Below are 26070 nucleotides of genomic sequence, written 5' to 3' on the forward strand. Positions count from 1 at the left end.
GTGGATCGCGTGATCACTCTGCTGATCGGCACGGCGGTCTGCACGACCGCGACGGACGACACGGGAGCAGGCCTTGGCCCCTTCAGCACGGACGACCAGGCACATTTTCGTCACCGGGGGCGTCGCCTCCTCGCTGGGTAAGGGGCTGACCGCCTCCAGCCTCGGCAACCTGTTGACCGCGCGGGGCATGCGCGTGGTCATGCAGAAGCTCGACCCCTACCTCAACGTCGATCCGGGCACGATGAACCCGTTCCAGCACGGCGAGGTGTTCATCACCGAGGACGGCGCCGAGACCGACCTCGACGTCGGGCACTACGAGCGGTTCCTCGACCGGGACCTGTCGGGCAAGGCGAACGTCACCACCGGCCAGATCTACTCGGACGTGATCGCCAAGGAGCGGCGCGGCGAGTACCTGGGCGACACCGTCCAGGTGATCCCGCACATCACCAACGAGATCAAGGCCCGCATCCTGGCGATGGCCGACCCGGACGACGACGGCCGCACCCCCGACGTGGTGATCACCGAGGTCGGCGGCACGGTCGGCGACATCGAGTCGCTGCCGTTCCTGGAGGCCATTCGGCAGGTACGCCACGACCTGGGCCGGGACAACTGCTTCTACCTGCACGTGTCACTGGTGCCGTACCTGGCCCCGTCGGGTGAGCTGAAGACCAAGCCGACGCAGCATTCGGTGGCGCAGCTGCGCAGCATCGGCATCCAGCCCGACGCGCTGGTGCTGCGCTGCGACCGGGAGATCCCGGACAAGGTCAAGCACAAGCTGTCGCTGTACTGCGATGTCGACGCCGAGGCGGTCACGGCCGCGCCCGACGCCCCCAGCATCTACGACATCCCGAAGGTGCTGCACCGGGAGGGCCTCGACGCGTACGTGGTGCGCCGCCTGGGCCTGTCGTTCCGGGACGTGGACTGGACGAGCTGGGACGACCTGCTCGAGCGGGTGCACCAGCCCCGGCACACGGTCACCGTGGCGGTGGTCGGCAAGTACGTCGACCTGCCCGACGCCTACCTGTCGGTCAGCGAGGCGATCCGCGCGGCCGGGTTCGGCCACCGGGCCCGGGTGCAGCTGCGCTGGGTGCCCAGCGACGAGTGCGTCACCCCGGCCGGCGCGGCGGCGGCGTTGGCGGGTGTGGACGGTGTCCTGATCCCGGGCGGTTTCGGCGTCCGCGGCATCGAGGGCAAGATCGGCACCGTCCGGTACGCCCGGGAGAACGGCATCCCGATGCTGGGCCTGTGTCTGGGCCTTCAGTGCATGACCATCGAGGTGGCCCGGCACCTGGCCGGGCTGGACGGGGCGAACTCGCTGGAGTTCGACTCCGAGACCCCGCACCCCGTGATCGCCACCATGGCCGACCAGGAGGACATCGTCGCCGGCCGGGGCGACCTGGGCGGCACGATGCGGCTGGGTGCGTACCCGGCGCGGCTGACCGAGGGGTCGATCGTCGCCGAGGCGTACGGCAGCACGGAGGTCAGCGAGCGGCACCGGCACCGCTACGAGGTGAACAACGCCTACCGTGATCAGCTCGGCCGGGCCGGCCTGCACATCTCGGGTACCTCCCCGGACGGCCGGCTGGTCGAGTTCGTCGAGCTGGACCGGGACCTGCACCCGTTCTTCGTGGCCACCCAGGCCCACCCGGAGCTGAAGAGCCGCCCCACCCGGCCGCACCCGCTGTTCGCGGCGTTCGTCCGGGCCACCGTGGCGTACTCCGAGGCCGACCAGCTCCCGGTCGACCTGGACGCGTCGGCGGACGCCGCCGCGGCGGCGCAGCGGGCGGTCCACAACGGTGCCACCGCGAAGGCGGCGTCGTGAGGGGCGTGTGCGTGAACGGCCCCACTGCGATGGCGGCGTCGTGAGGGGCCTGTGCGAGAACGGCGCCACCGCGAAGGCGGCGTCGTGAGGGGCTTGCGCGAGTGGACCGGCCGGCGCGCCGGCGGGCACTCCCGCGCCGGCTCGGACGAAGGACTGTCGCGTGCCGGGACGGGTCAAGGACTGTCGGGCGCGGGCGGCGGGGTGGCGGGGTGAGCGCCGTCGAGCACCGCTACGAGGTGCGTTCCCGCGAGGTGCGCTACCAGGGCCGGATCTTCGACGTGGTCACCGAGGAGGTGACCATGCCCGGTGGCGGCACGGCCGTGCGTGACCACGTCCGGCATGTGGGCGCGGTGGCGGTGGTCGCCCTCGACGACGCCGGGCAGGTGGTGTTGGTCCGGCAGTACCGCCAGCCGGTGGGTCGGCGGCTGTGGGAACTGCCCGCCGGCCTGACCGACGTCTCGGGCGAGGATCCGGCGGTGACGGCGGCCCGGGAGCTGGCCGAGGAGGTCGACCTGGTCGCCGGGCGGCTCGACGTGCTGGTCGACCTGCACAGCTCACCCGGGTTCACCGACGAACTGGTCCGGGTCTTCCTGGCCCGGGACCTGGCGGAGGTGCCGGCCGGGCAGCGGCACGCCCGCAGCGACGAGGAGGCCGACCTCCAGATCGTCCGGATCGACCTGGACGAGGCGGTGGGAATGGCGCTCGGCGGCGAGGTCACCAACGCGGCCTGCGTGGCCGGGCTGCTCGCCGCGGCCCGGGCCCGCGACGCCGGCTGGTCCGTGGTGCGGCCCGCGGACGCCCCGCTGCCCCGCTGATCACAGCGACGAAGGGCCGTGCGGACGTTCCGCACGGCCCTTCGTCATTCGTCACGCTCAGTCGCGCAGCGGGCGTCCCTGCCCGTCGACGGCACCGTTGACGAGGATCAGGATGCCGTCGATCAGACCCCAGAGACTGCCGAGGCCGCAGGTCACGAGGGTGACGACCAGCTGGATCACGCCCATCTTGGTGTCGCCCATGTAGAAGCGGCCGACGCCGAAGCCGCCCAGCAGGATCTGCAGGACGCCGGCGACGACCTTGCTCTTGTCAGAAACGCCCTGCGGGTAGCCGGGCTGGTAGGGAGGAGTTGTCATGGGGCGACACGATAGTGATCGACTCGGCTGTCGTCTGCACCGGAGTGCCTCCGGTGGCACGATGAAGGTCGAACACTGTCCTCACGGCTGAGGTGGACGTCCTCCCGGCAGCCGGGTCCACACCTGACACTTCGTCAGGGCGTACGGGCACCGGCTGTCACTGTGCTGGCTCATCGGGGGTGGCGGTCGGCCTAGACTGCCGCCGCGGGACAGGTCGACCGCGCCGGCAAAGGGGCCGTCGCGGGGCCGCGCTGTCGGGGGAGAGCCGCCCCGAGGAGAGGTGTCTGCATCGTGAAGGTCGGAATCCCCCGCGAGGTCAAGAACCACGAGTACCGCGTGGCGATCACGCCGTCGGGTGTCCACGAGTTCACCCGCAGCGGTCACCAGGTCTTCGTCGAGTCCGGCGCCGGCATCGGCTCCAGCATCACCGACGACGAGTTCACCGCTGCCGGTGCCAAGATCCTCGCCACCGCGGACGACGTGTGGGACGCCGCCGAGCTGGTACTCAAGGTCAAGGAGCCGATCGCCGAGGAGTACCACCGGATGCGCGAGGGGCAGGTGCTGTTCACCTACCTGCACCTGGCCGCGTCCAAGGCGTGCACCGACGCGCTGGTCGACCGCCGGGTCACCGGCGTCGCGTACGAGACGGTCGAGCTGCCCGACCGGTCGTTGCCGCTGCTCGCCCCGATGTCCGAGGTGGCGGGCCGGCTCGCCCCGCAGGTGGGGGCCTTCTACCTGATGCGTACCGGCGGCGGCCGGGGCGTGCTGCCCGGCGGCGTCTCCGGCGTGTACGCCGCCAAGACCGTGGTCATCGGGGCGGGCGTGTCCGGCATGAACGCCGCCGCGATCGCGCTGGGCCTACAGTCCGAGGTGCTGCTGCTGGACAGGAACATCAACCGGCTGCGGCAGGCCGACGCCATCTACCGGGGCCACCTGCAGACGGTCGCCTCCAACACGTACGAGATCGAGCGCGCGGTGCTCGACGCGGACCTGGTCATCGGTGCGGTGCTGGTGCCCGGCGCGAAGGCCCCGACCCTGATCTCCAACGAGTTGGTGTCCCGGATGAAGCCGGGCAGCGTGCTCGTCGACATCGCCATCGACCAGGGTGGCTGCTTCGAGGACTCGCGCCCCACCACCCACGACGACCCGGTCTACAAGGTGCACGACTCGATCTTCTACTGCGTGGCGAACATGCCCGGCGCGGTGCCGAACACCAGCACCTACGCGCTGACCAACGTCACCCTGCCGTACGCCCTGGAGCTGGCCAACCACGGCTGGCGCGATGCGCTGCGCCGCGACCCGGCGCTGGCCCTGGGGCTGAACACCCACGCCGGGCGGGTCGTCTACGGCCCGGTCGCCGAGGCGCACGGCATGGACACCCTCCCGCTGGCCGAGGTGCTGGTCTGACCGCTACCGCCGCCGCCGGGGCCGGCACGGGCGACGAGCCCGCGCCGGCCCTGCGCCGCGCCCTGCGCGGCTACCTCGACCACCTGACCGTGGAGCGTGGGCTGTCGACGCACACCCTCGCCGCGTACCGCCGCGACCTCCAGCGTTACCTGGCCAGCCTGACCGCCGCCGGGGTGTGCGACCTGGCGGCCGTCACCACCACCGAGGTCGAGGGGCACCTGGCCCGGCTGCGCGGCGGCGACGACGGGCGACCGCCGCTGGCCGTGTCGTCGGCCGCCCGCGCCGCCAGCGCCGTTCGCGGCCTGCACCGCTTCGCCGTGCGCGAAGGGTTGGCCGGCGGCGATCCGAGCCGGGACGTCCGCCCGCCCGCACCGCCGCGCCGGCTGCCCCGGGCGCTGCCCGTCGACGACGTGGTACGGCTGCTGGAGACCGCCGGGGCCGTCGCCGCGACCGGCGAGGGCGCCCCGACCGCCCTGCGCGACCGGGCGCTGCTGGAGTTCCTGTACGGCACCGGGGCGCGGATCTCCGAGGCGGTCGGTGCCGCCGTGGACGACCTGGACGTCGACGCGGGCGGCGTGCTGCTGCGCGGCAAGGGCGGGCGGACCCGGCTGGTGCCCGTCGGCGGGTACGCGGTCGAGGCGCTGCGCGCCTGGCTGGTGCGTGGCCGACCCGTCCTGGCCGCCGGCGGACGGGGCAGCCCGGCGGTGTTCCTCAACGCCCGGGGCGGCCAACTGACCCGGCAGGGCGCCTGGGGGGTCCTGCGGCGCGCCGCCCAGCGCGCCAACCTGCCCGTCGACGGGCCCGGGGCGGTGTCCCCGCACACCCTGCGCCACTCGTACGCCACCCACCTGCTCGACGGCGGCGCCGACGTGCGGGTGGTGCAGGAACTGCTCGGCCACGCCTCGGTGACCACCACCCAGGTGTACACGTTGGTCACCGTGGAACGGCTGCGCGAGGTGTACGCGACGGCCCACCCGCGCGCCCTCGGCTGACGGCCACCGCCCACCCGGCGACGGATCGCCGTCCCCCTGTGTGGCAGGCCGTCGTCTCTGTCGTGCGGCGGGCCGTCGTCCCGTCTGTCGTGCGGCGGGCCGTGGTCTCTGTCGTGCGCGGGCCGTCGTCCTGGTTGCGCGGCCGGGTCGCCGGTGCCGGCGCCGGCCTGGTCGGGGCCGGTCGCCGACACGCCGACCGGGTACCGAACGCCCTGCTGGCCGGTGGCGTACAGTCGGCATCGGCGCGAACCTTGCGGGGCGGATGCCCGGGGTGCGCAGCGGCGCCGCGAAGGACGTCGGTCGGCTCCGACGCCGGGTGGTCGTCGGGAGGGGGCAACGAGGACATGGCTGGCAACGCTGACCGTGCCGAGACCTGGACGTCGGAGCTCCGTGAACAGCAGGCCACGCTCGGTGCGGACCTCGGCCCGGCGGATCCGGCCGCGTACACGATGCGCAAGCCGATCCCCGAGCCGATGCCCACCGACCGGCACGGTCCGGCCCGGATCATCGCGATGGCCAACCAGAAGGGCGGCGTCGGCAAGACCACGACCACCATCAACCTGGGCGCCGCCCTGGCCGAGTACGGCCGCAAGGTGCTGCTGGTCGACTTCGACCCGCAGGGCGCCCTGTCGGTGGGGCTGGGGGTCAACCCGCACAACCTCGACCTGTCGGTCTACAACCTGCTCATGCAGGACGACGTCACCGCCGAGGACGTCCTCATCAAGACCGACGTGGCGGGCCTGCACCTGCTGCCCGCCAACATCGACCTCTCCGCCGCCGAGATCCAGCTGGTCAACGAGGTCGCCCGCGAGATGGCCCTGGCGCGGGTGCTGCGGTCCATCCGCAAGGAGTACGACTTCGTCCTGATCGACTGCCAGCCCTCCCTGGGCCTGCTGGCGATCAACGCGTTGACCGTCGCGCACGGCGTGCTCATCCCGCTGGAGTGCGAGTTCTTCAGCCTGCGGGGCGTGGCCCTGCTGCTGGACACCATCGACAAGGTGCGCGAGCGGCTCAACTTCGACCTGGAACTCGAAGGCATCCTCGCCACCATGTACGACAGCCGCACGACACACTGCCGGCAGGTGCTCCAGCGGGTGGTGGAGGCGTTCGGCGACAAGGTCTACCAGACCGTCATCACCAAGACGGTGAAGTTTCCCGAGTCGACCGTCGCCGGGGCGCCGATCACCACCCTCGACCCCGCCTCGTCGGGTGCCCGCAACTACCGCCAGCTGGCCCGCGAGGTGATCGCCGCCCAGGCCGAGCGGTAGGCCGGGGTGCACCTTCGTGACGACCGGGTCGACCCGTCCACTACGGTCGTCGGGTGACCGCCCCGCCGCCTGCCCCAACTGTCGTGCCCGAGGGCGCCAGCGGGTCCCCGTCTGAGACGCCCAGCAGGCCCGCGGCGCCGCGACCCGGGTCCTCCGCCCCCGGTGCCGGGTCGGGGATGGCGGGTGCCGGTGCTCCGGCGGAACCCGCCGAGGCGCAGGAGAGCGCCGGGTTCACCGTCCGGCTGGCCAACTTCACCGGCCCCTTCGACCTGCTGCTGCAACTGATCGGCAAGCACAAGCTCGACGTCACCGAGGTCGCCCTGCACCGGGTCACCGACGAGTTCATCGCCTACATCCGGGCCATGGGCGACCAGTGGGATCTCGACGAGGCCAGCGAGTTCCTGCTCATCGCCGCCACCCTGCTCGACCTGAAGGCCGCGCGGCTGCTGCCTGCCGCCGACGTGGAGGACGAGGAGGACCTGGCGCTGTTGGAGGCGCGGGACCTGTTGTTCGCCCGACTGTTGCAGTACAAGGCATACAAGGAGGCGGCGGCGCACATCGCCGCGTTGGAGGAGGTCGGCGGGCGGCGCTACCCACGGGCGGTCACCCTCGAGCCCCGCTACGCCGAGGCGCTGCCCGACCTGGTGCTCGGCATCGGACCGGAGCGGCTGCTGAAACTGGCGATCCGGGCGATGACCCCGAAGCCGGTGCCCGAGGTCTCCATCGCCCACGTGCACCTGGTCCGGGTCAGTGTCCGGGAACACGCGGCGATCATCGCCGAACGGCTGCGCCGGGCCGGCACGGCGACCTTCTCCCTGCTGTGCGCCGACTGCGAGGCGACCCTGGAGGTGGTGGCCCGGTTCCTGGCCCTGCTGGAGCTGTACCGGGAGGGCCTGGTCGCGTTCGTGCAGGAACAGGCCCTGGAGGAGTTGACCGTACGCTGGACCGGCCCGGCGGAGGGCGGCCCGGAGTTGCACGTCGACGAGTACGCCGGCACCTCCGATCCACCGGAGCCGGCCGAGCCACCGGAGCCAGCCGGGCCGGCCGAGCTGGCTGGGCCCGCCGAGTTGGTTGGGCCCGCCGAGTTGGTTGGACCGGCCGGGTTGGTTGGGCCTGCGGAGTTGGTCGGGCCGGCCGAGGCGGCTGGGCCGGCGGGGTTGGCGGATCCGGCCGAGGTGGCCGGGCGGACCGAGGTGGCCGGGCGGACCGAGGTGGCCGGGCCGGAGCGTACGGGAAGGACTGAGGAGTGAGCGGGATGAGCAACGAGGAGCGCCAGGGCTCCCTGGCCGATCGGGCTGCCGCCTGGGTCCCGCCCTGGAACCGTCCCCGCCCCCCTGCCGCGGACACCGAGCCCCCCGAGGCTGCCCCTGCCCCTGCCGACCCGGCTGACGACACCTCAGACGGCACTTTCGCCGTCGCGTCCGACGACACCTCAGACGAGACTTCCGCCGTCGCGTCCGACGACACTCACGCCGACCTTTCCGCCGTAGCGTCCGACGACACTTCCGCCGTAGCGTCCGACGTCGCATCCGGGGTGAATCCTGGAGGGAATCGGCCCCCGGAGGGGACAAAGCCCCCCAACATCTCCCCGGCGCCCGACGAGTCGGCGGGCGCCGGCCCGGATCTTGGTACGGAAGTGCCCCCGGAGGGGCCGAAACGTACCAAGATCGGCAACCCCGTTGACGGGGCGATCGCAGCGGATCCCGGACCCGGCCGACCGGGGGAGGGGGAGGCTGCGGGCGTACCGGAGCGGGCACCCCGGCCCCGGCGGCGGGCGGCGGTCGTGCCGGAGCCGGCGCCGCAGCTCGACGACGCCGAGCTGCGGGGGGCGTTGGAGGCGATTCTGCTGGTCGTGGACGAGCCGGTCAGCGAGCTGATCCTGGCCCAGGTGCTGGAGCAGCCGGTCGAGCGGGTCGGCCCGATGCTCGACGAGATCGCCGCCGGCTACACGGCCGCCGGGCACGGTTTCGACCTGCGCCGGGCGGCTGGCGGCTGGCGGCTGTACACCCGGCCGGAGTACGCCACCTACGTCGAACGGTACGTGCTGGACGGGCAGTCCGTGCGCCTGACCCAGGCCGCGCTGGAGACCCTCGCAGTGATCGCCTACAAGCAGCCGGTGACCCGGTCGCGCATCTCCGCCATCCGGGGTGTCAACTGCGACGGCGTGATCCGTACCCTGGTGTCGCGCGGGCTGGTGGAGGAGTGCGGCACCGAACCGGACAGCGGGGCGTTCCTCTACCGGACGACCACGATGTTCCTGGAGAAGCTGGGCCTGAACAGTGTCGCCGACCTTCCCCCGCTGGCCCCGTTCCTCCCCGACGACGTAGAAGAGCTTGCTGATGCCACGCGATGACCGCTCCCCGAAGCCCGACGCCCCCGTCTACACCGACGCCGAGCGTCTCCAGAAGGTGCTCGCCGCCGCCGGTGTGGGCTCCCGGCGGGCCTGCGAAGATCTGATCTTCCGCCGCCGGGTGACCGTCAACGGGCGGGTGGCGCAGCTCGGTGACCGGGCCGACCCGTCCCGAGACGTGATCCACGTCGACGGCGAGCGGTTGCAGGTCGACACCCGGCTGGTCTACCTGGCGTTGAACAAGCCGCGCGGGGTGGTCTCCACCATGGCCGACGAGAAGGGCCGGACCGCGCTGGCGGACTTCATCGGTAACCGGGTGGAGCAGCGTGTCTACCACGTCGGGCGGCTCGACGCCGACAGCGAGGGCCTGCTGCTGCTCACCAACGACGGCACGCTGGCGCACCGTCTGATGCACCCGTCGTACGAGGTGCTCAAGACGTACCTGTGCGAGGTGGCCGGGCCGATTCCGCGTAACCTCGGCAAGCGGCTGGCAGCCGGCGTGGAGCTGGAGGACGGCCCGGTGCGGGTGCACTCGTTCAAGGTCATCGACACCCTGGGCAAGACCGCCCAGGTGGAGCTGACCCTGCACGAGGGGCGCAAGCACATCGTCCGCCGTCTGCTGGCCGAGGTGGGTCACCCGGTGAGCCGGCTGGTGCGTACCTCCATCGGGCCGATCCGGCTGGGCGACCTGCGCGCCGGGCGGACCCGGCGGCTGACCAACGCGGAGGTCGCCGCGCTGTTCAAGGCCGTGGGTGACTGACCCCGCGTTGGCGGGTACGGCTGACGGTAGGCTCCGTGACTGGCCCGGCGGGCCGTGGGCGGCGCGTGGGCGCCCCGCGGCGGTGTGCGGGGCGTGCCGGCAGGAGCCGGGCATCATGGAAGACGTGTGACAACCGCTCGCGGTCGCCGGTGGGGTGATTCGCGGGGTACGGGCTGAGGAGGACGACGGTGGAGGAAAGCGTGCCGGCCGGGCGCTGTGTGGTCGCTGTGGACGGGCCGTCCGGTTCGGGAAAGTCCACCGTCTCCCGACGGTTGGCCGCCGGGATCGGCGCCCGCTACCTGGACACGGGCGCGATGTACCGGGCGGTCACCTGGTCGGTGCTGCGCTCGGGGATCGACCTGACCGACGCCGAGTCGGTGGCCAAGGTCGCCGGCGAGGTCGACCTGCGCATCGGCACCGACCCGCATGGGTACGGCGTGACCGCCGACGGTGTCGGCGTCGACGTGGAGATCCGTGGCCCCGAGGTCACCGGGGCGGTCTCCGCCGTCGCGGCCGTGCCGGCGGTGCGGGCGCTGCTGGTGGCCCGGCAGCGGGAAATGATCGCCCACGCCGGCCGGATCGTGGTCGAGGGCCGCGACATCGGGTCGGTGGTGGCTCCCGACGCCGATTTGAAGGTCTATCTGACCGCGTCGGCGGAGGCCCGGGCGGCCCGGCGCAGCGCGGAGGACGCGACCGAGGTGGCCGTGACCGCAGCGGACCTGGCCCGGCGGGACACGCTCGACTCGACCCGCAAGGCCGACCCGCTGGCGATGGCGGCGGACGCCGTGGAGCTGGACACCACCGGGCTGGGCATCGACGAGGTCGTCGCCCGGCTGCGCGAGCTGTTGACCGAGCGGGGAGTGGCGTGACCGACGACGGCAGTGGTTGGGTGGAGTTGCGTGAGCCGGACCTCGACGTCGAGGAGCCGAGCGGCCCGCAGCCCGTGGTGGCCGTGGTGGGCCGGCCCAACGTCGGTAAGTCCACGTTGGTCAACCGGATCATCGGTCGCCGGCAGGCGGTCGTGGAGGACGTGCCCGGGGTGACCCGGGACCGCGTGCCGTACGACGCGCAGTGGGCGGGCCGGTCGTTCACCGTGGTGGACACCGGTGGCTGGGAACCGGACGCGAAGGACCGGGCCGCGGCGATCGCCGCGCAGGCGGAGACGGCCGTGGTGACGGCCGACGTGGTGCTGTTTGTGGTGGACGCGATGGTCGGCTCCACCGACGTCGACGAGGCGGCGGTGAAGATGCTGCGGCGCAGCGCCAAGCCGGTGATCCTGGTGGCGAACAAGGCCGACAACGCCGCCATCGAGATGGAGGCGACCTCGCTGTGGTCGCTCGGCCTCGGCGAGCCGTATCCGGTGTCGGCGCTGCACGGCCGGGGTTCCGGTGAACTGCTCGACGCGATCATGGACGCGTTGCCCGAGGCACCGAAGATCGTCGAGAACCGCCCGCGTGGCCCGCGCCGGGTGGCCCTGGTCGGACGGCCGAACGTCGGCAAGTCGAGCCTGCTCAACCGCTTCTCGGGCGAGGACCGGGCGGTGGTCGACTCGGTGGCCGGCACCACCGTCGACCCGGTGGACAGCCTCGCCGAGATCGGCGGGGAGGTCTGGCAACTGGTCGACACCGCCGGGCTGCGTAAACGGGTCGGCAAGGCCAGCGGCACCGAGTACTACGCGAGCCTGCGAACAGCCGGGGCGATCGAGGCGGCCGAGGTCGCCGTGGTGCTGCTGGATTCCAGTGAGGTGATCAGCGAGCAGGACCAGCGGATCCTGTCGATGGTCACCGAGGCCGGCCGGGCCCTGGTCATCGCCTTCAACAAGTGGGACCTGGTCGACGCCGACCGCCGGTACTACCTGGACAAGGAGATCGACCGGGAACTGCGCCGCATCCCGTGGGCGATCCGGCTCAACCTGTCCGCGCGGACCGGCCGGGCGGTCGACAAACTCGCCCCGGCGCTGCGCAAGGCCCTGGCGAGCTGGGAGACCCGGATTCCGACCGCGCAGCTGAACTCGTGGCTGACCGCCCTGGTGCAGGCGACCCCGCACCCGGTGCGCGGAGGACGGGCACCGAAGATCCTGTTCGCCACGCAGGCCGGCGTGGCCCCGCCGCGCTTCGTGCTGTTTACCACGGCCCCGCTGGACGCCGGCTACCAGCGCTTCGTCGAGCGCAAGCTGCGCGAGGAGTTCGGCTTCGAGGGCAGCCCCATCGAGATCTCGGTACGCCCGCGCAAGAAGCTGGGCCCGGGCGGTCGGGGCAAGGCGCACGGCTGACCGCACTTTCGACGAGAACCGGGGTGGGAAACTCTCCCACCCCGGTTCTCGTTCTCCCACTCCGCCTCGCGGAGCCCTCCCACCTATCCTCCTAGGACGCTATAGGGGTGGTGTGGTGGCCCACTCGAAATAGGCGTAGGCGGCTCGAAACCGGCACAGGAGGGGGCGATGCGACGGAACAGGGAACCTGCGCTAAGCTGTAGCGGCTGTCGCGGGGTGATACGCGACAGCATCGGGACGTGGCGCAGCTTGGTAGCGCACTTGACTGGGGGTCAAGGGGTCGTCGGTTCGAATCCGGCCGTCCCGACAGCACGAAAGAGGCCGTCGACCGGGATATTCTCCCTGGTCAACGGCCTCTAATTCGTACTGAAGTGGTAGGGGTTTCCTGATCTAGACGGCGCGTAGCTGGGGACCACCTGGGGACCGACGGGCCTTCAAGTGGGCGCTGAGCGCCGTTCCCGCGTCGGTGAATGACTGCCGGTCGGGGTGTAGGTACCGCTGGGTGGTGGTCAGCGACCCGTGACCCGCGATCTTCCGTAGGACGTGCACCGGTACGCCTGCGTCGGCCATCCAGGTGAGGCCTGTGTGCCGTAGGTCGTGTCGGCGTAGGTGTTCGTATCCGAGCTTCGTGACCACCTCATCCCAATGCGTCGCGTCGCGGAGAACGGCGGTACTGATTCGGCCACCGCGCGGGCCGGTGAACAGCCTGGATTCCGGCTTGGACGCGGCGTCCAGGCGGTGAGCCACGATCGGCCGTACCTCTTCGATCAGCGGCACGGTCCGGGCGCGCTTTCCCTTGGTGCCCTTGTCGATGAGGCCACCTGGGCTGGGGGTGGTTTGGCGGCGGACCGTCCACATCCACGTTTCCCGGTCGATGTCCTCGGCCCGCACGCCGGAAACCTCACCGATTCGAGCGGCGGTACAGGCGGCGAATATCACCACGTCGGCCCACCCGGTGAAGTGATTCGCGGACCGGTCGACCAGGGCAGCGGCAAGCTTGGTCAGCGTTTCCCAATCGGGCAGGGCCAGTGAGCGTGGATCGTCCAACTCGTCGGCGGCCCGTTGGTATTCGCGCTGCCATCCGGTCACCTGGGCGGGATTCCGTTGGATGATGCCGTCCCGTACGGCCTGTTCCATCACCCGGACCAGCACGGCGAGACTGTTCTTCACTGTCGATCGGCTGTATTCGTCGGCAATCCAGGAATGCACCGCCCGATCCACCGCACCATTGGTGATCATCCGAACCGGAATGTGACCGAGCGTCGGCACCACCCGCTTGCGCCAACCCGCCAGGTAAGGATCAAGGGTTTTGCGTTCCAAGCCGCGTAGGGCCAGCGTCATCACGCTCTCGCCGTACTCGGCGAGGCGCTTGGTCGCGGCGATCGGGTCGACGCCACCTTGTGCGGCGCTGGCCATGCCGTCGATCCAGGCTTGCGCTTCTTCCGGTGTGGCGACCGTCGTTGACTTGGACAGCCGGCGGTTGCTGGTCGGGTCGGTCCACCGCACCCGCGCCCGGTAGGGCCGGTCGCGGCCGGGCCGGTGCTCAACGTCGGTGGCCAGGCGCACGCCGATCGGTGGTTGCTGCGGCGTGACCATCAGGCCGCCTGCGGGTAGACGCGACGGGCCGACAGCCAACGCTCTACATCGGCCGTCGCGTACTTCACCACCCGGTCAGAGATCTGGATGAACGGCGGACCCTGCAACGGTCGGAGAGTGCGCCACCGCCGGATGGTCGACGGGTCCACGTCGAGCAGTTCGGCTAGCTCCTCGGTGGACATGAATGGCTTGGGCGAGAGGCGGATGACGTTGTCTCCTTCCTGGCGGTCGGTCGCGTCTGCGGGCTGATTCTGCGGCACGAGTCGCACGGTGAGCGCCTTTCCGGGGTGATTGGACTCTGCGGTATGACAGGGAGGTATCGGCTCAGAAAGGCGTAGAACGGCCCGCTGAGAGCGCCGTAGACGCAAGATTTCGGGTGCCCAGGTGTACGGCGTAGGGCGGTTGCGTCTGTGTGGCTCTCAGCGGGCCGTTCGGTGGGCCGGTGGCCGACGGTCGGGCAGGGGTGGCCGGTCAGGGTCGGCGGTGGGTGACGTGTCGCCGGGGGGTATCCGTACCATCCGTACCAAGCTCGTTTTGCCTGGTCAGGTGCGGTACGGATTGGTGTGCTGGTACGGATTGATGCGTACCAGGGGCACGGCTGGGTGGGGTTGGTGGTACGGATCGATCCGTACCAGGCGGGTAATCCGTACCGGGGATGACCTGCGGAAACGAGGGTGGGACGGATGGTACGGATGGGGCGGGGCAGTACCGGTTCCATGCGTCGGTGAAGGCTTCTCGGGTGTAGCCCTTGGCCTGGCCGACGGGGAAGCGGATGGTGGTCGAGGTGATGCCGAACTCGCGGAGCAGGTCGCCGAGTCGCTTGCCGGTGAGGCCGGTTGGCCCGAATCCTGCCCAGGGTGCTTCGTCGTCGCCGTTGAGCGCGGCGAGTAGGTCGTGTGTGGATGCGGCGGGCGGGTCGCCGAGCACGGTGAACGCGGTCCGTACGTCGGCGAGTAGCCGTACGCGGGTGGAGACGTTGCCTGCTTCGTCGGCCTCAGCGGTGAGGGTGGTGACGGCGTGCCGGGCACGGGTCGGCCAGGTGCCACCGGCCAGGTCGGCGACGGCTACGAGGGGTTCCCAGGTGTCGGCGGCGCGGTCTTCGACGGGCATGGGTGGTTCCGCGGCTTCGAGTGCGGCGAGGTTCGCGCCGAGCCATACGGTGAGGCGTTGCGCGATCGCGCGTAGGGCGGGTCCGTCGCGGCGGTGCCGGTAGGGGGCGACGGTTTCGCCGGGGGCACGGCGGCGCATCCGGACGACGACGGCGCGGTCTTCGATGGTGTCGGGCATCGCGCCGATACCGGCCAGTGCCGCCATGGCAAAGGTGGGGATCTTCTCCAATCGCTGTGTGCCGGCGTCCCATCGGATCGCGGGCCGGTTGCGTTGGTGGCCGGCGTTGAGTAGTCCGCGTAGGTCTTCGTTGGCGTCGGCGTTCTTCCCGCCGAAGATGGTGTCGGCTTCGTCGACGAGCAGGGTGGGCGGGTTGTCGGTGCCGATGGCTCGGTAGACGGCAGCGGGTGAGGCGTTGACGGTGATCAGCGGGTTGTGGCAGCACCCTTCCACCACATCCAACAGCCGAGACTTGCCGCACCGCTTCTCCGGTGCCCGGATGACGAGGCGGGGCGCGTGCGCCCAGGCGGGTTGGGCGTGGGTGGCGGCGATCCACAGCGCCACGGCGTCGACTGCCTCGGCGGACGGCAGGATCACGTATCGGGTCAGGGCAGCGTGGAGGGTGTCGAGGATGGCCGCGCCGTCGATCGGCTCACTGGGGGTTCTGGTCGGGTCGGGCATGGGTTCACCTGCCTTGATGGTGGTCGAGGATGATGCGGCCGATGTGTTCGGCGACAGCGGGGACGACGGCGTTGCCGAGGGCGGTAACTCGGTCCACCCGGCCGGGAAGCCCATCAACCACTCGACCCACTCGGGGTTCAGCGGGCCACCGGCCCGCTCCGACAGGGGCCGTCCGGGCCGGTTCCAACCAGCGCCGCGCCGGCCGTCCCTCGCGGTGGGCGTGGGCCAGGACGAACAGGCGGGGTCGTGGGTGTGGGGCGCCCATCTCGCAAGCGCGGACAATGCCGGCGCGGGCGGTGTATCCGAGCCGGTCGAGGTCTCGGAGCACGAAACGAAGTCCCTGGGTGCGGTGGCCGAGGACGTTTTCTCCGATGACGTAGCGGGGGCGTAGGGCGTGGATGACGCGGGCCATCTCGGGCCAGAGCCACCGTTCGTCGTCCGTGCCGCGACGGGGTCCGGCCAACGATTCGGGTTGGCAGGGGTAGCCACCGGCGACAACATCGACGCGTGGGCGAGGCTTGCTGCGCCACCAGGTGGTAGCGGTGCGTACGTCGTCATGGCAGGGCACCTCCGGCCAGTGCTTGCGTAGGACGGCACGGCAGAACGCGTTGATTTCGACGTGGCCGACGATCCGCATCCCGGCGCGTTGCAGGCCGAGAGACAGGCCACCGATGCCGGCGAACAGTTCCAACACGTTCAGCGGCTCGGTCATGCGGCGACTCCTTCGGCTCGGAAGCCGCCACGGATGGCGGCGCGAATGTCGCGGTCGGTTTGCTCGGCGCGGCGGCCGGCGTCGGTGAGGGCGGCGATGGCGTCGGCGTGGTCGATGGCTCCGGCGGTGACCATCCGGGCCACGCCCCGCGCTGCGCCGTAGAGGGTGGTGCGGCGCACGCCTTCGGGGGCGGCGGTGACGCGGTCGAGTAGCACGGCTAGGAGGCGGTCGGGATGGGAGATGCCCCCCGCCTCACGTACGCGCGTTGGGCCGGTCACGGCCGGGATGGGTGGTGCCGGCGGCGGCAGGCAGGCCGTCAGCAGGGCGGGGGGCATCTCCCCTACCTCCGTGTCCCTGCCGGTCGCCCATCGGTACGGGCGTCCGGTGCGCGGGTGCACCGACGGCGGCAGCACGACGTAACCGCCATCGGCCTTTACGTCGACCCCGGGGCCGAGTCCTTGTCCCGGCTTGCCCTGGCTGCATGGCACTCGGCGGCCGGGGTGCCGGTAGTACAGGTGCCACCCACCGGAGCCGGTGCCCACGTACGCGGTCGGCGGCAGAAGTCCCCGGCTGATGAGGTCGGTCATGGTGGTGCGGCCATCGTGGGCGGGGTCGATGTCGATGACGACGGTTCCCGAGGCGGCACCGGTGCGCAGTGCTAGCTGTCCGTTGGGGACGGCGGCCACGATCGCGGCCACCCGCTCGGGGTCGGTGGTGGCGGCGTAGAAGCCGTGACAGGTCAGGCACGAACAGCGTTCCTGATCGTGGGTCGGGTCTTCGTCGGCTTTCGGGCAGGCCGGGCAGTTGGCCACGGGCCGTTTGGTGCGGCCGAGCATGAACACCGGCCACCCACGACCGGCGTACGCCAGCGCGGCGGCGGTGACCAGCCGGGCAGGGTCGGGCATAGAGGGAACTCCTTTCCGGTGCGGCGGTCCAAGCCGGGGCGGGTCGGGCGCTAGCCACCAGGGGTGAGGGCGCGAAGCGCGCCGATCAGGTCATGCCGCCAGCGGCAGCGAACCGGAACGCGGCGGCCGAGCCGGGCGGCGCTGGTGGCGTTCCTGTGCACAGGCGGCGCAGTCACGCCGTTGCAGGTAGACCGGCCGTCCACTACGGGTGTTCGTGCCGTCCACCCGCCGTCCGCAGACGTGGGGGTAGGGCTCGTCGTCGTTGACCGGTCGGCCGAGTGCCGCGCTCGCGGCAAGCCACCGCGCCATCGGTTCACCACCTCGGCCGGGGCCGAGCGGCGATCGCGGCGCGGGTGACGGCGTGCCGTAGGTCGCCGAGTAACCCGACCAACTGTCGGCGGGCGGCCACCTCGGCGGGGGCGAGGGCGACTCGTAGCCGGATCTCGGCGTGGTCTCGGCCGGCGGCGGTCCGCACGCGCACGAGCACGGCCCGCGCCCGTCCGGGGACGTCGACCACGATTTCCGGCGAGCGGTGTTCGCCAAGGTTGCAGCGGTGGTCCCGGCCGCACCAGTCGGTGTGCCCGGCGGCGCTGCGGCGGTTCATCGGTGCGCCTCAGCGTGTAGCCGGTGGAAGACGTTGTAGACGCGCCGTCCGGTGCGCAGTCTCATGCCTCGGTCACAGCGGCGGCAGGCGCGCGGGCGGCGCAGGAATCGGGTGGTGGTCTGGCCGGTGCCGGCGCACCGTTGGCAGGTCTTGAACGGGCTCACCCAACACAAAAGACCGTAACCAAGCGTGACCAGTGCGGGGATGGTGGCGAGGGTGATAGCGGCTTTGGTCAGGGGGTTCACGGCAGCCTCCAAGGCCGGTTTTTGGGCGTGAACGGCTGTGAGCTGCTATCCGCTAGAGGGCAGCTCATGATTCGGTTTGGGTGCTAGCGGGGGTGCTAGCGCTAGCAGCACGGGCCGCTAGCGCTAGCACCCTGCGGGGCGGTCAGTCGGCGGACCGTTTGCGGTCACGCTCCGCGATCGCGGCCAAGAGGTCGGTGTGCTTGATGCCGCGCCGGGTGACTGACTTGCCGTCGATGCGGCGACCCACGTCGGCGACCTTGACGGCCGGGTGGGGCTTGAGCGCGGTGGTGAGCTGTGCGGCTTCCCATCCGCCGTAGACGTCGGGTCGCAGTTCGGCGAGCAGACCGCACAGCGTCTCGTTCCACGCCGACTTCTCATCCCCCGGCCACACCTGCGCGAGGTCGCCGAGCACGTCGGCGACCGGGGCAACCTCGCGGGTCTGCTCGTCCGGCTTGGGCAGGGTGCCGGCCGTCTGGCGCAGCGCCACGGCGCGGGCGACGATGCGGCCGGCGGCGGTGGTGTCGACGTAGAACGACCGGACCGCCGAGGCTTTCGGTCCGAAGCCGCGCAGGATGCCCCACCCTGCTTCGATGACCGGCTGAAACACCGTGGCCCGGTACCCGTTCTTGTACGCCGACGTGCCAAGGATCATGTCGTTCGCGGTCTGATCAGCGACGGACAGGCAGAACCGGGAGTTGACGTTGCGGGTGATGCCGGTCGGCAAGCTGTCCTTGTCCGGGATCTGTGTGCCGATCAGGATGATCACCCCGAGCGCCCGGCCAAGCTTGATGACCTTTTCCAGGAGTTCCCCGGCGTCCTTGCCGTACTTGCTGGTCATCAGCTCTTGCAGCTCATCGAACCACGCCACCAGCGGGTGAAGGCCGGAGTCCTTGAGTGACGCCAGTTCCGGGGTGACCTTGTTCTCCGGGGCCTTGCCCAACCTCGCGTAGTGCTCGATGCGCTTGGAGCGGCGGCGGCACTCCTCGTACAGCCACTCGATGAACCCGAAGCACCGGGCGAGGGTGTCGTCATCGAAGCCGTTGCCGTACTCGGCCATCACCGGCTCCAACACCGCGAAGTCACCCACGCCCTTCAACTCGTACCCGCGAATCTCCGCCCGGGGGTCGAGGGCTGCGGCCAGGATCAGATCCCGCAACGCAAACGTCTTGCCGGACCCGGGCTGGCCACCGAACAGGAAGTTGCGGAACATCAGATCCACGCTCACCGTGTCCAGCCGGGGCGTGGTGGCGAACGGGAACGGCTTGAACACGTCCACCTTCACCCCGGCGTTGAGCAGCGGCCAGGCGGGTTGCTTCATCTGCGAGGCCGGTTCATACCCGACCCACAGCGCGAGTCGGCCGGTGTGGCCCGGGGCGGGTTCGGGCCACACCTGATCCAGCGGCAACCGCATCGCCGATGCCAGCTTGCCGCGCCGGGCGACCACCTCGGCGGCTTCCACCCCGTAGGGCAGGTCCACCACGGCCAGGTGGCCGGGACCGTCACGGTGGATGTCGACCGGGAAGCTGATGGCCTTCGGATCCTTGGCCACCGCCGAATTGATCGCGGGCATCTGCAACGAGGTCAACGCCCGACGCACCAGCTCGGCAGTCAGCTTGCGGTAGCGGGTGCCTTCGGTCACCCGGTCCGTGATCGGCCGGTCCGCCGGACGACCCCGGGTCGCCAACCACGGCACCACCACCGCGCCGGCCACCGCCGACCACCACGACGGGCCGGCGGCCAGCACGATCACGCCGGTTCCGGTCCCCGCGGTTCCGGCCGCCAGCACCCACCACCGCCACACGGACTGGCGCTGCCGGCGGGCGTCCAGCTTCAACCACGTGTCGGCGTCACCCCGCGACGCGGCGGCCTGCCGCAGGTGCCAGTTGCCTTCCTCGGCGGCGGCCCACCGGACGGCTTGGCCGATGCTGCGGACCGCGCCGATCGGAGCCCACGCCAGGGCCTTCACCGCGTACTTCGGCAACCGCACACCGTGATACGCGGCCACGTAACCGGCATCCTTCGTTTGGTGCTTCACAGCGGCGCGTAGGGCACGGCCCGAGCGCGCCCACTCGGCCAGGATCGGCCGGCGCTGCTGCTGCCGGGCCACCACCTCGGCCGGAACGTCGTCGGCCATGTCCACCGGCCCGCCGACCCGCTCCGGTCCCGCGTCAACCGTCTCCGCATCCTCGGCGTCGTTTGCGTCGTCCGCGTCGTCGGGGTCGGGGCCGGTCGGGGGGCGCGGGGCACGGCGGGCGCGAGCGTCGTCCAGGTCGACCACCTCGGCGTCCGGCCCGGTGGTGAGGTCAGCTTCGGCGGCCTGCCAGTCGAAACGGCCATCTTCATCAGGGGCAGTCATGATGGGGGTTCCTCCAATGAATCCGTTCGTGCGGGTCGGAATGGGGGCCGGCGGCACGGCCCGTGGTTTGCGAGGCCGGAGGGCCGTGCCGCCGGGCGGGGGTCAGACCTCCCACATGGCTCCGCACTGGGTGCAGACCATGTACTTCTTCCCGTTGACGTAGGTGTAGTGGAAAGCGGGGTGCGGGCAGCTCATGCCGAAGCTCCTTCGGTCAGGGGTGGTCCGGTCGGGCCACCTCCGCGCGGGCACCCGGTGATGGGCGGGTGCCCCACGGGGGCGGTCAGACCGCGCAGAACAGCGCGGCGATGAACAGCCACCCGACATGCCACGACTGATCGAGGGCGTACGCGCCGGTGCCCAAGCTCGGGTTGTCGTCGCGGCCGGGCCGGGGCGTGCCGAGGCGGTAGAACGCGGCGCTGCCGGTCCGCTCGGCGATCCATCGCAGCGGGGTGCGCCGGTCGGCGATGTAGTGGGTGACGGCGGAGATACCGAGTCCGACCGCCACGCCCCAGGGGTCGAGGCGTAGACCGGTGCCGGCGATCAGGAACACCAACGCCAGCACCGCCGTCCCGGTGTAGGTGGCGACGTGCGCCGCACAGGCGAGGCGACCGGCCCAACCGGGCTGGCCCTTGCAGTCGGCTTGGTGCTGGGTCTGAATCCAGTGATCGGCCACCTGATGGGCGGCGTAGAGGGCAACGAACACAGCGGCGAAGGTCGCGGCGTGCGCGCTGGTCGGGTCTGCGAGCATGGGTGTCTCTCCCAAGGTCCGTGAGGGTTGAGGGGTGAGGCCGGCGGCACGGCATCGGTTTCCAGGCCAGGGGCCGTGCCGCCGGGCGGGGCTAGTCGTGCGAGCGAACGAGGTGCGCCAGCGCCGCGCCCATGCCGAGCACCGCCACCGGCAGGCACGCAACGGCGGTGGTGATCCACCACGGGGCCACCTGTACTCCGGCGGCGACCAACAGGTGATACGCGACTTGGCCGAGCGCGCCGACCAGCAGCGACGCGATTGCCGACCATTTGGCGAAGCTGCGGGCGCGGGCGGGTACGCGGCCGGACAGCCACACGTAGAGGGCATACGCGCCGTAGGTTTCGACGCCGATGGGCAGGGTGATCGCGGTGTTGATGGCGAACCCGTCGGCGATACCGGGTAGCGGGTGCACCACCCCGAATCCGGTGAGTCCGCCGAGTCCGACCCACCCGGACCAGATCGCCACGAACGCCGGAAGCGCCAGCAGGATCACCGGCCACACCACCGCCGGGCGGGCCGGCTTGCCGGTGGCGGGTGGGGTGGGCGTGTCCGGGTGACCGACCGTGCCGACCTCGGCCAGCGGCACGGCCGGCGGGATGATCGGCGGCTCGGCGGGCGGCGGCGTGTGCTCGGGCACGTCCGGCACCGGGGTCGGGTCCGGGCCGATCGGCTCGGCGTAGTCCAACCTCGGCGTAGCCGGCGCGTCGGTGGCGGTCTGTGGTGCCAGCAGGGCACCCCGGACGGCCATCGCGGAGCGAAGGGTGTCGGTGCGGGTCCGCTCGGCGTGCTCGGACTTGAGGCGGGCCAACAGCTCATCGGCCTTCGGGGCACCGATGCGGAACTCCCGCATCAACCGGTTACGCGACGGGAACTCCTGCCCGTCCGGCAGGTCCAGCGCGCGGGCGGCCGGCAACAGCGTTTCGACGGGTTGCGGGTAGCGGGTGCCGTTGATAGTGGGGGCGGTCATGCTGCTTCCTCCATCGGGTAGGCGCAGTCGACGCACTCGCCGAGCGAGCGCGGGATGCAGTAGGGCCGGACAACCCGGCAGGTCGGGCAGGTACGGCGGGCCGTCAACGCGGCGTCGATCGCGCGGAGCTGGGCGGGGGTGGCGGTGCGCTTCGGCCGGGCCAGGTCGACCCGGTACAGGTACGCGGTCCGGGTACCGCCCACGCCGCGCCAAAGGATCTGCGCGGCGATGGGCTGGCCACCGGGTCGGAGACCGGCGGCGCGGAGTTGACGGCGGGTGGCGTAGCCGGCGGGAGCGCCGCGCCACCAATACGTGGGGATGCCGTACTTCGTGCCGTCCGGGTCGTAGTAGGCGGCACGGATGCGCGACATCAGGCCGCGCGCTGCGGGTCGGTGGTGCGGGTCGCCACCTCGGCGGCGGCGCGGGTGACGCGGGCCTCGGCCCGGCGCAACCTGCGCCAGTCCAGGGCGGTCGGTCCGCCGTGGTTCTCGGCGTAGATCAGCGTGATTTCGGCGTCGAGCACGTCCAGGTCGGCGGCGATCAGCGGCCATTCGTTGTCGATCGCGGCCAGGTCGGCGGCGGTCGGCTCAGCGGTGGGGAGGTTGGTGATCACTTCGATCGGTTCCTTCCAGAACGGCGGGAGCGCACGGTCGGCGGGCAGGACCGGCAGTGACGCTCATCGGGTGCCAGCGGGGCGAGCCGCCCGCACCGGTTGCAGGTACGCCACACGGCGCTGTTCTTGGTGGTCACTCGAACGGCAGCGAAGACGCTCACGGGCATGACGGCTCACCTCCACAAGGCAGGGATCAAGACGGGAAAGCCGAGGTGAGGTACCGCGCTGGATCAGCGCAGGTACCTCACCCCGCAGGTACGAAGAGGCAGAAGGCGTTCCGCGCGCCAAGACCCGACCCGCTCGGCCCGCTCGCCCTGGATCTACAGGGGTCGGCCACCGTGTGGCTCAAGGCGGGAATACCGCAAGCCAGATCAAACGCGGCGCTTCTGCTCTGAAGTTCTCAATGAACGACCGCACAGCGGGACGTAGGCGCGCAGTGCTGTTACGCACTGCCTTCCCCGGACCCCAACTGACGGAATACAACGTGGCGTTGTATTCGTGACGCTACAGCGCCACGTTGTATTCGCGCAAGCGCCTGTACCGCGTAGGCTTGTACTGATGACTGACGCTGACCTGCCCGCCGACTGGTGGACGACGGACCACGTACGCACCTACCTCGCCTCGGTAGGTGCCCCGATCAGCCGCGCAACCTGGGCTTCTTACGTCTCACGCGGTCAGGCACCCGCGCCTGACCGGATGTTCGGCCGGTCCCCGGCCTGGCAGCCCGACACCATCCGGAAGTGGCAGGCCGAGAGGCCGCGTCGAGGCACCACCGGCTAGGTCGGATCATCTGGTGCCTCCTGTCCTTGGTTCCTGTCTGCGGCGGCGCGTTGCTCGCCTGCCAATGAGACTGCCCGGCCGGCGGCGATCCGGGCAGGTACCACGCACGGACACGAAGGACACGGCCCATGTCCACTGAGGTCCCTCGGCAGTACAAGCCGAACCTTGTGCTGGTCAACCGTCGTAAGGCGGCCGGTTGGGAGTCGCGTAAGCGCGCCGCGCGAGAGCTGCACCGCGTCGGCCACCAGCGCGGCATCCGCGAGACGCCCACGGTTGAGGCCATCGAAAAAACGATGTACCGCCACGAGACCGGGCGCGTAGCGGTCACCGACCCGATCTACCGGCAGCTCTACTGCCTGGCGTACGACGCAAAGCCCCACGACCTGTTCGGCGAGCTGACCAGTGGCGCTGAGGACCGGCCGCATTTCTCGGCGCGATCCCACAAGTTCGTAACGGCGTTCGTCGGCGCTGGCGGCGCTGCGCGACTGCGGGAGGTCGCAGGCTGCGCGGCAGCCGTGGGGGAGTGGCATACCTGCTACTCAGCACCCGTCGAGCACCCGGAAGGCGACTGCACCCTCTACGTCTGGCCGTGCGGGTCAGTGGTTTTCCACCTGGTCGAGCCTGTGCAGTTGTCCACGATCGCGGCGCTAGCCGTGTGGCGGGTCGCCTCCTATGGCGACAACATCAAATGGGCTATCGACTACCTCGCGCCCACTGCGCCGGTCGAGGATGAGTCTGCGGTGTACGTCCTTGGTGCCCACTGGGTTGTAGAGCCAGCGTGGCCGGCAGAGTTTCTAGGAACCGCGCTACGCATCATGTCGACGCCGAAGGTGTTGCTGCACCGCGATCGCCCGATGGATGACGAACACTTGGCGCATGCCGAACTGGTCGAGCAGTCGTTGATAGCCGAATCGTACGATCACACGGGCATCGAATCATTCGGCGTTCCGGGGATCTCTGTGGGCTACGCCTCATGGTCCGGAGTCGTGTACCACCCGATCTCTGCCGAGCGCTCCCTAACGGAGCCTGAGATAATCTCGTGCGAGCTTGCAATCCAGTCCATGTGGGCGTATGGCGACGCGATCGCGCGTCAGATAGAGCAGGGGCGAGATCCACGGGTGCCGCCGGAATATGGATGGCGCTACCTTCGGGGAGTGCGCTCCCGACTCACTGTTTCCCGCCTACGGGAGACCGGACAGCATCAGGCAATGCGCCGAGCAATCTTAAGGACATGTGACCTAATGCCAGCCCTAGATCAAGCCATCGAAACCCTCCGTGATACGGATCGAGGTTAAGTCAATGACATCGGGTCGCCCTGTGCTTGTCGTGACCGACATGCAGAACGGCTTCGTGCGAGAGCAGTCCGCACACATCGTTCCCGTCGTTGTCGACCTGGTCCGCCGCTGGCAGGCAGCCGGCGGCGACACGCTTTTCACCCGATACCTGAACTACCCGGGCAGTCCGTTTGAGCGCTTCTTTGGCTGGCAACGGCTCCAGTCTTCCCCTGATACTGATCTCGTGTCTGAGTTGTGTCCGTATGTGGATCGGGGCGTGGTACTTGACAAGAGGATCTATAGCCCGTTCACCCCAGAGGGGGTAGGGCTATTCAGGCAGCATGATTGGGAAGAGCTCTACTTTTGCGGCATCGCCACCGAAAGCTGCGTCTTGAAAGGTGCCGTGGACGCATTCGAGCAGGGCCTCACGCCGTGGCTAATTGCGGATGCGTCAGCGAGCCACGCCGGCACTGATGCTCACGAGGCGGGACTGCTCGTCGCGCGGCGGTTCATTGGGCCGAGACAGGTTATCCGGCTCGTCGACATCCCGACCGCGCTTACTGCCTCGAAATGCTAGGACGCCGGTGGATTCCAGGCTTCCATCCCTGCTTCACGGAGTCGGCCGGATATGTAATTCACTACAAGTGAGTGCATCTCGTCGGTAAGGAAGGCGGGGGTAGGTTGGGCCGGTGGCCAAGTCCATCCATCGTGCCGGGTGCTCACGGGGTTGCCGCAGATTCGCGGTATGTTCAGGACCGCTAGTAGGTCGTCCATTTTCTCGTTGCTGGAGTGAATCGAAAGCATATGTACCTGATAAAAGAGGATCGACGTCAGACGCCACTCGTCCTCAACGATAGAACGGTAGGGGCCTCTGTCTGTCAAGCCAATTGGTGTTGACCTGGTCTTTACGAATGGGTTGGCGATGACCGGGTACATCCAGAAGTGAAAGCGTGCGGGTACCTTCCCTTGCTGCAAATCAATGTACTGGTCTTCGCGGCTAGTTTGGTTTGCTTTCAGTGTTGTTTCGACAACGAAAGCCGTTTTAGCGGCCCATCTTGTAATGGTCGCCAGGTCCTCTGGCGTCAGATTGCGGTCCTCGCCCTTAGCAAGAGCCAGAACCAGGTTTCCGGCCTCCTGTTCTAAGTCGTTCATCCAGCCGTTATTGCACCGACCGCAGAAAGCCTTTACTGTCTGCTCGAAGCCGACTTTGCGATAAGATCTCGAATCATGTACAGCTTGGCCTGAATCATCTCGTTGCCACCCCCACTCGTGAATGTTGTGGGTTGACTTGCCGAAATGATTCTTCCAGCTTTGTCGAAAAATGTGTTCTTTTGTCAATGGTCTATTGGCGTTGCAGAACGTGCACTTTGCGACTCCAGCTTTTGCCATACTGAATCCTTTCGTTGGGAGCCCCGGCAATGCTTAGGGTCACAGGATCGGAAAATCTCGGGGCTCTGCCTCGAACCCCGACCCTCCTCAGA

Annotated in this window: 27 protein-coding genes and 1 tRNA gene; 14 read left to right on the top strand and 14 right to left on the bottom strand. The window is 70.0% G+C overall.

Annotated elements, in window-relative coordinates; genetic code table 11:
* Window positions 1–73 precede the first annotated feature (73 nt).
* Entirely contained in the window at window positions 74–1822 is a 1749-nt protein-coding gene (locus GA0070616_RS23950; protein ID WP_091087622.1) for a CTP synthase, read from the top strand.
* Between the two features lie 209 nt (window positions 1823–2031).
* A complete protein-coding gene (locus tag GA0070616_RS23955) occupies window positions 2032–2637 on the top strand; it encodes an NUDIX domain-containing protein (protein ID WP_091087625.1) in 606 nt (201 codons plus the stop codon).
* A gap of 57 nt (window positions 2638–2694) precedes the next feature.
* Here the strand turns inward: GA0070616_RS23955 and GA0070616_RS23960 are convergent, their stop codons facing one another.
* Complete coding sequence (locus GA0070616_RS23960) at window positions 2695–3015, bottom strand: TM2 domain-containing protein (protein WP_245713024.1); 321 nt, start codon at window positions 3013–3015, stop codon at window positions 2695–2697.
* Window positions 3016–3243: 228 nt separating this feature from the next.
* On the opposite strand from GA0070616_RS23960, the gene ald reads away from it, so the two are divergent.
* The 9 genes from ald (at window position 3244) to GA0070616_RS24005 (ending at window position 12308) form a co-directional block, all read left to right on the top strand.
* Window positions 3244–4359, top strand: coding sequence for an alanine dehydrogenase (gene ald / locus GA0070616_RS23965; RefSeq protein ID WP_091087632.1), 1116 nt, complete (start codon window positions 3244–3246; stop codon window positions 4357–4359).
* Window positions 4356–5351, top strand: coding sequence for a site-specific tyrosine recombinase XerD (locus GA0070616_RS23970; protein ID WP_091091497.1), 996 nt, complete (start codon window positions 4356–4358; stop codon window positions 5349–5351). Before ald ends, GA0070616_RS23970 begins: the two co-directional genes overlap by 4 nt.
* A 344-nt stretch (window positions 5352–5695) precedes the next feature.
* Entirely contained in the window at window positions 5696–6619 is a 924-nt protein-coding gene (locus tag GA0070616_RS23975; RefSeq protein ID WP_091091501.1) for a ParA family protein, read from the top strand.
* Window positions 6620–6795: 176 nt separating this feature from the next.
* On the top strand, window positions 6796–7869 hold the full coding sequence (locus tag GA0070616_RS23980; RefSeq protein ID WP_245712870.1) for a segregation and condensation protein A: 1074 nt from the start codon (window positions 6796–6798) through the stop codon (window positions 7867–7869).
* Window positions 7870–8201: 332 nt separating this feature from the next.
* Complete coding sequence (gene scpB, locus GA0070616_RS23985; RefSeq protein WP_245713025.1) at window positions 8202–8972, top strand: SMC-Scp complex subunit ScpB; 771 nt, start codon at window positions 8202–8204, stop codon at window positions 8970–8972.
* Entirely contained in the window at window positions 8959–9729 is a 771-nt protein-coding gene (locus GA0070616_RS23990; RefSeq protein ID WP_091087639.1) for a pseudouridine synthase, read from the top strand. The genes scpB and GA0070616_RS23990 overlap by 14 nt, the downstream gene beginning before the upstream one ends.
* 188 nt (window positions 9730–9917) lie before the next feature.
* On the top strand, window positions 9918–10598 hold the full coding sequence (gene cmk / locus GA0070616_RS23995; protein WP_091087645.1) for a (d)CMP kinase: 681 nt from the start codon (window positions 9918–9920) through the stop codon (window positions 10596–10598).
* On the top strand, window positions 10595–12001 hold the full coding sequence (gene der / locus GA0070616_RS24000) for a ribosome biogenesis GTPase Der (protein ID WP_091087649.1): 1407 nt from the start codon (window positions 10595–10597) through the stop codon (window positions 11999–12001). Before cmk ends, der begins: the two co-directional genes overlap by 4 nt.
* Window positions 12002–12234: 233 nt before the next feature.
* Window positions 12235–12308: transfer RNA gene (locus tag GA0070616_RS24005), tRNA-Pro, on the top strand.
* Window positions 12309–12391: 83 nt separating this feature from the next.
* On the opposite strand, the gene GA0070616_RS24010 is transcribed toward GA0070616_RS24005, so the two are convergent.
* The 12 genes from GA0070616_RS24010 to GA0070616_RS24065 form a co-directional block, all read right to left on the bottom strand.
* The gene (locus GA0070616_RS24010) at window positions 12392–13597 is read right to left on the bottom strand and encodes a site-specific integrase (protein WP_091087653.1); all 1206 of its coding nucleotides are present in this window, start codon (window positions 13595–13597) and stop codon (window positions 12392–12394) included.
* Window positions 13597–13779: a helix-turn-helix domain-containing protein gene (locus GA0070616_RS24015; RefSeq protein WP_091087655.1), complete on the bottom strand. Its 183-nt coding sequence runs from the start codon at window positions 13777–13779 to the stop codon at window positions 13597–13599. Before GA0070616_RS24015 ends, GA0070616_RS24010 begins: the two co-directional genes overlap by 1 nt.
* A 289-nt stretch (window positions 13780–14068) precedes the next feature.
* Window positions 14069–15385 (bottom strand): DUF3631 domain-containing protein, encoded by a 1317-nt coding sequence (locus GA0070616_RS24020; RefSeq protein ID WP_091087658.1) that lies wholly within the window; start codon window positions 15383–15385, stop codon window positions 14069–14071.
* A 4-nt stretch (window positions 15386–15389) separates the two neighbouring features.
* On the bottom strand, window positions 15390–16097 hold the full coding sequence (locus tag GA0070616_RS24025) for a DNA cytosine methyltransferase (RefSeq protein WP_091087662.1): 708 nt from the start codon (window positions 16095–16097) through the stop codon (window positions 15390–15392).
* Window positions 16094–17002, bottom strand: a complete 909-nt coding sequence (locus tag GA0070616_RS24030) for a bifunctional DNA primase/polymerase (RefSeq protein ID WP_091087666.1) — start codon at window positions 17000–17002, stop codon at window positions 16094–16096. The genes GA0070616_RS24025 and GA0070616_RS24030 overlap by 4 nt, the downstream gene beginning before the upstream one ends.
* A 90-nt stretch (window positions 17003–17092) precedes the next feature.
* Complete coding sequence (locus GA0070616_RS27780) at window positions 17093–17311, bottom strand: hypothetical protein (protein ID WP_139128986.1); 219 nt, start codon at window positions 17309–17311, stop codon at window positions 17093–17095.
* Between the two features lie 4 nt (window positions 17312–17315).
* The gene (locus GA0070616_RS24035) at window positions 17316–17606 is read right to left on the bottom strand and encodes a hypothetical protein (protein ID WP_091087670.1); all 291 of its coding nucleotides are present in this window, start codon (window positions 17604–17606) and stop codon (window positions 17316–17318) included.
* Window positions 17607–17993: 387 nt separating this feature from the next.
* Window positions 17994–20207 (bottom strand): P-loop NTPase family protein, encoded by a 2214-nt coding sequence (locus GA0070616_RS24045; RefSeq protein ID WP_091087677.1) that lies wholly within the window; start codon window positions 20205–20207, stop codon window positions 17994–17996.
* Between the two features lie 280 nt (window positions 20208–20487).
* Window positions 20488–20955 (bottom strand): DUF3307 domain-containing protein, encoded by a 468-nt coding sequence (locus GA0070616_RS24050; RefSeq protein WP_091087681.1) that lies wholly within the window; start codon window positions 20953–20955, stop codon window positions 20488–20490.
* Between the two features lie 91 nt (window positions 20956–21046).
* Complete coding sequence (locus tag GA0070616_RS24055; protein ID WP_091087686.1) at window positions 21047–21922, bottom strand: ABC transporter permease; 876 nt, start codon at window positions 21920–21922, stop codon at window positions 21047–21049.
* Window positions 21919–22293: an RRQRL motif-containing zinc-binding protein gene (locus GA0070616_RS24060; RefSeq protein ID WP_091087688.1), complete on the bottom strand. Its 375-nt coding sequence runs from the start codon at window positions 22291–22293 to the stop codon at window positions 21919–21921. Before GA0070616_RS24060 ends, GA0070616_RS24055 begins: the two co-directional genes overlap by 4 nt.
* Window positions 22293–22535: a DUF6284 family protein gene (locus GA0070616_RS24065; RefSeq protein WP_245712872.1), complete on the bottom strand. Its 243-nt coding sequence runs from the start codon at window positions 22533–22535 to the stop codon at window positions 22293–22295. The genes GA0070616_RS24060 and GA0070616_RS24065 overlap by 1 nt, the downstream gene beginning before the upstream one ends.
* A 558-nt stretch (window positions 22536–23093) precedes the next feature.
* Here GA0070616_RS24065 and GA0070616_RS27785 point away from each other — a divergent pair.
* The 3 genes from GA0070616_RS27785 (at window position 23094) to GA0070616_RS24075 (ending at window position 25166) form a co-directional block, all read left to right on the top strand.
* Complete coding sequence (locus GA0070616_RS27785) at window positions 23094–23315, top strand: helix-turn-helix transcriptional regulator (RefSeq protein ID WP_139128987.1); 222 nt, start codon at window positions 23094–23096, stop codon at window positions 23313–23315.
* A gap of 128 nt (window positions 23316–23443) precedes the next feature.
* A complete protein-coding gene (locus tag GA0070616_RS24070) occupies window positions 23444–24610 on the top strand; it encodes a hypothetical protein (protein WP_091087696.1) in 1167 nt (388 codons plus the stop codon).
* A gap of 4 nt (window positions 24611–24614) precedes the next feature.
* Window positions 24615–25166: a cysteine hydrolase family protein gene (locus GA0070616_RS24075; RefSeq protein ID WP_091087699.1), complete on the top strand. Its 552-nt coding sequence runs from the start codon at window positions 24615–24617 to the stop codon at window positions 25164–25166.
* Here GA0070616_RS24075 and GA0070616_RS27790 read toward each other — a convergent pair.
* Window positions 25163–25978, bottom strand: coding sequence for a hypothetical protein (locus GA0070616_RS27790; protein ID WP_139128988.1), 816 nt, complete (start codon window positions 25976–25978; stop codon window positions 25163–25165). The genes GA0070616_RS24075 and GA0070616_RS27790 overlap by 4 nt on opposite strands.
* Window positions 25979–26070: the final 92 nt, after the last annotated feature.

Origin of the sequence: Micromonospora nigra, from assembly GCF_900091585.1 — a bacterium.
Classification (GTDB): Bacteria; Actinomycetota; Actinomycetes; order Mycobacteriales; family Micromonosporaceae; genus Micromonospora; species Micromonospora nigra.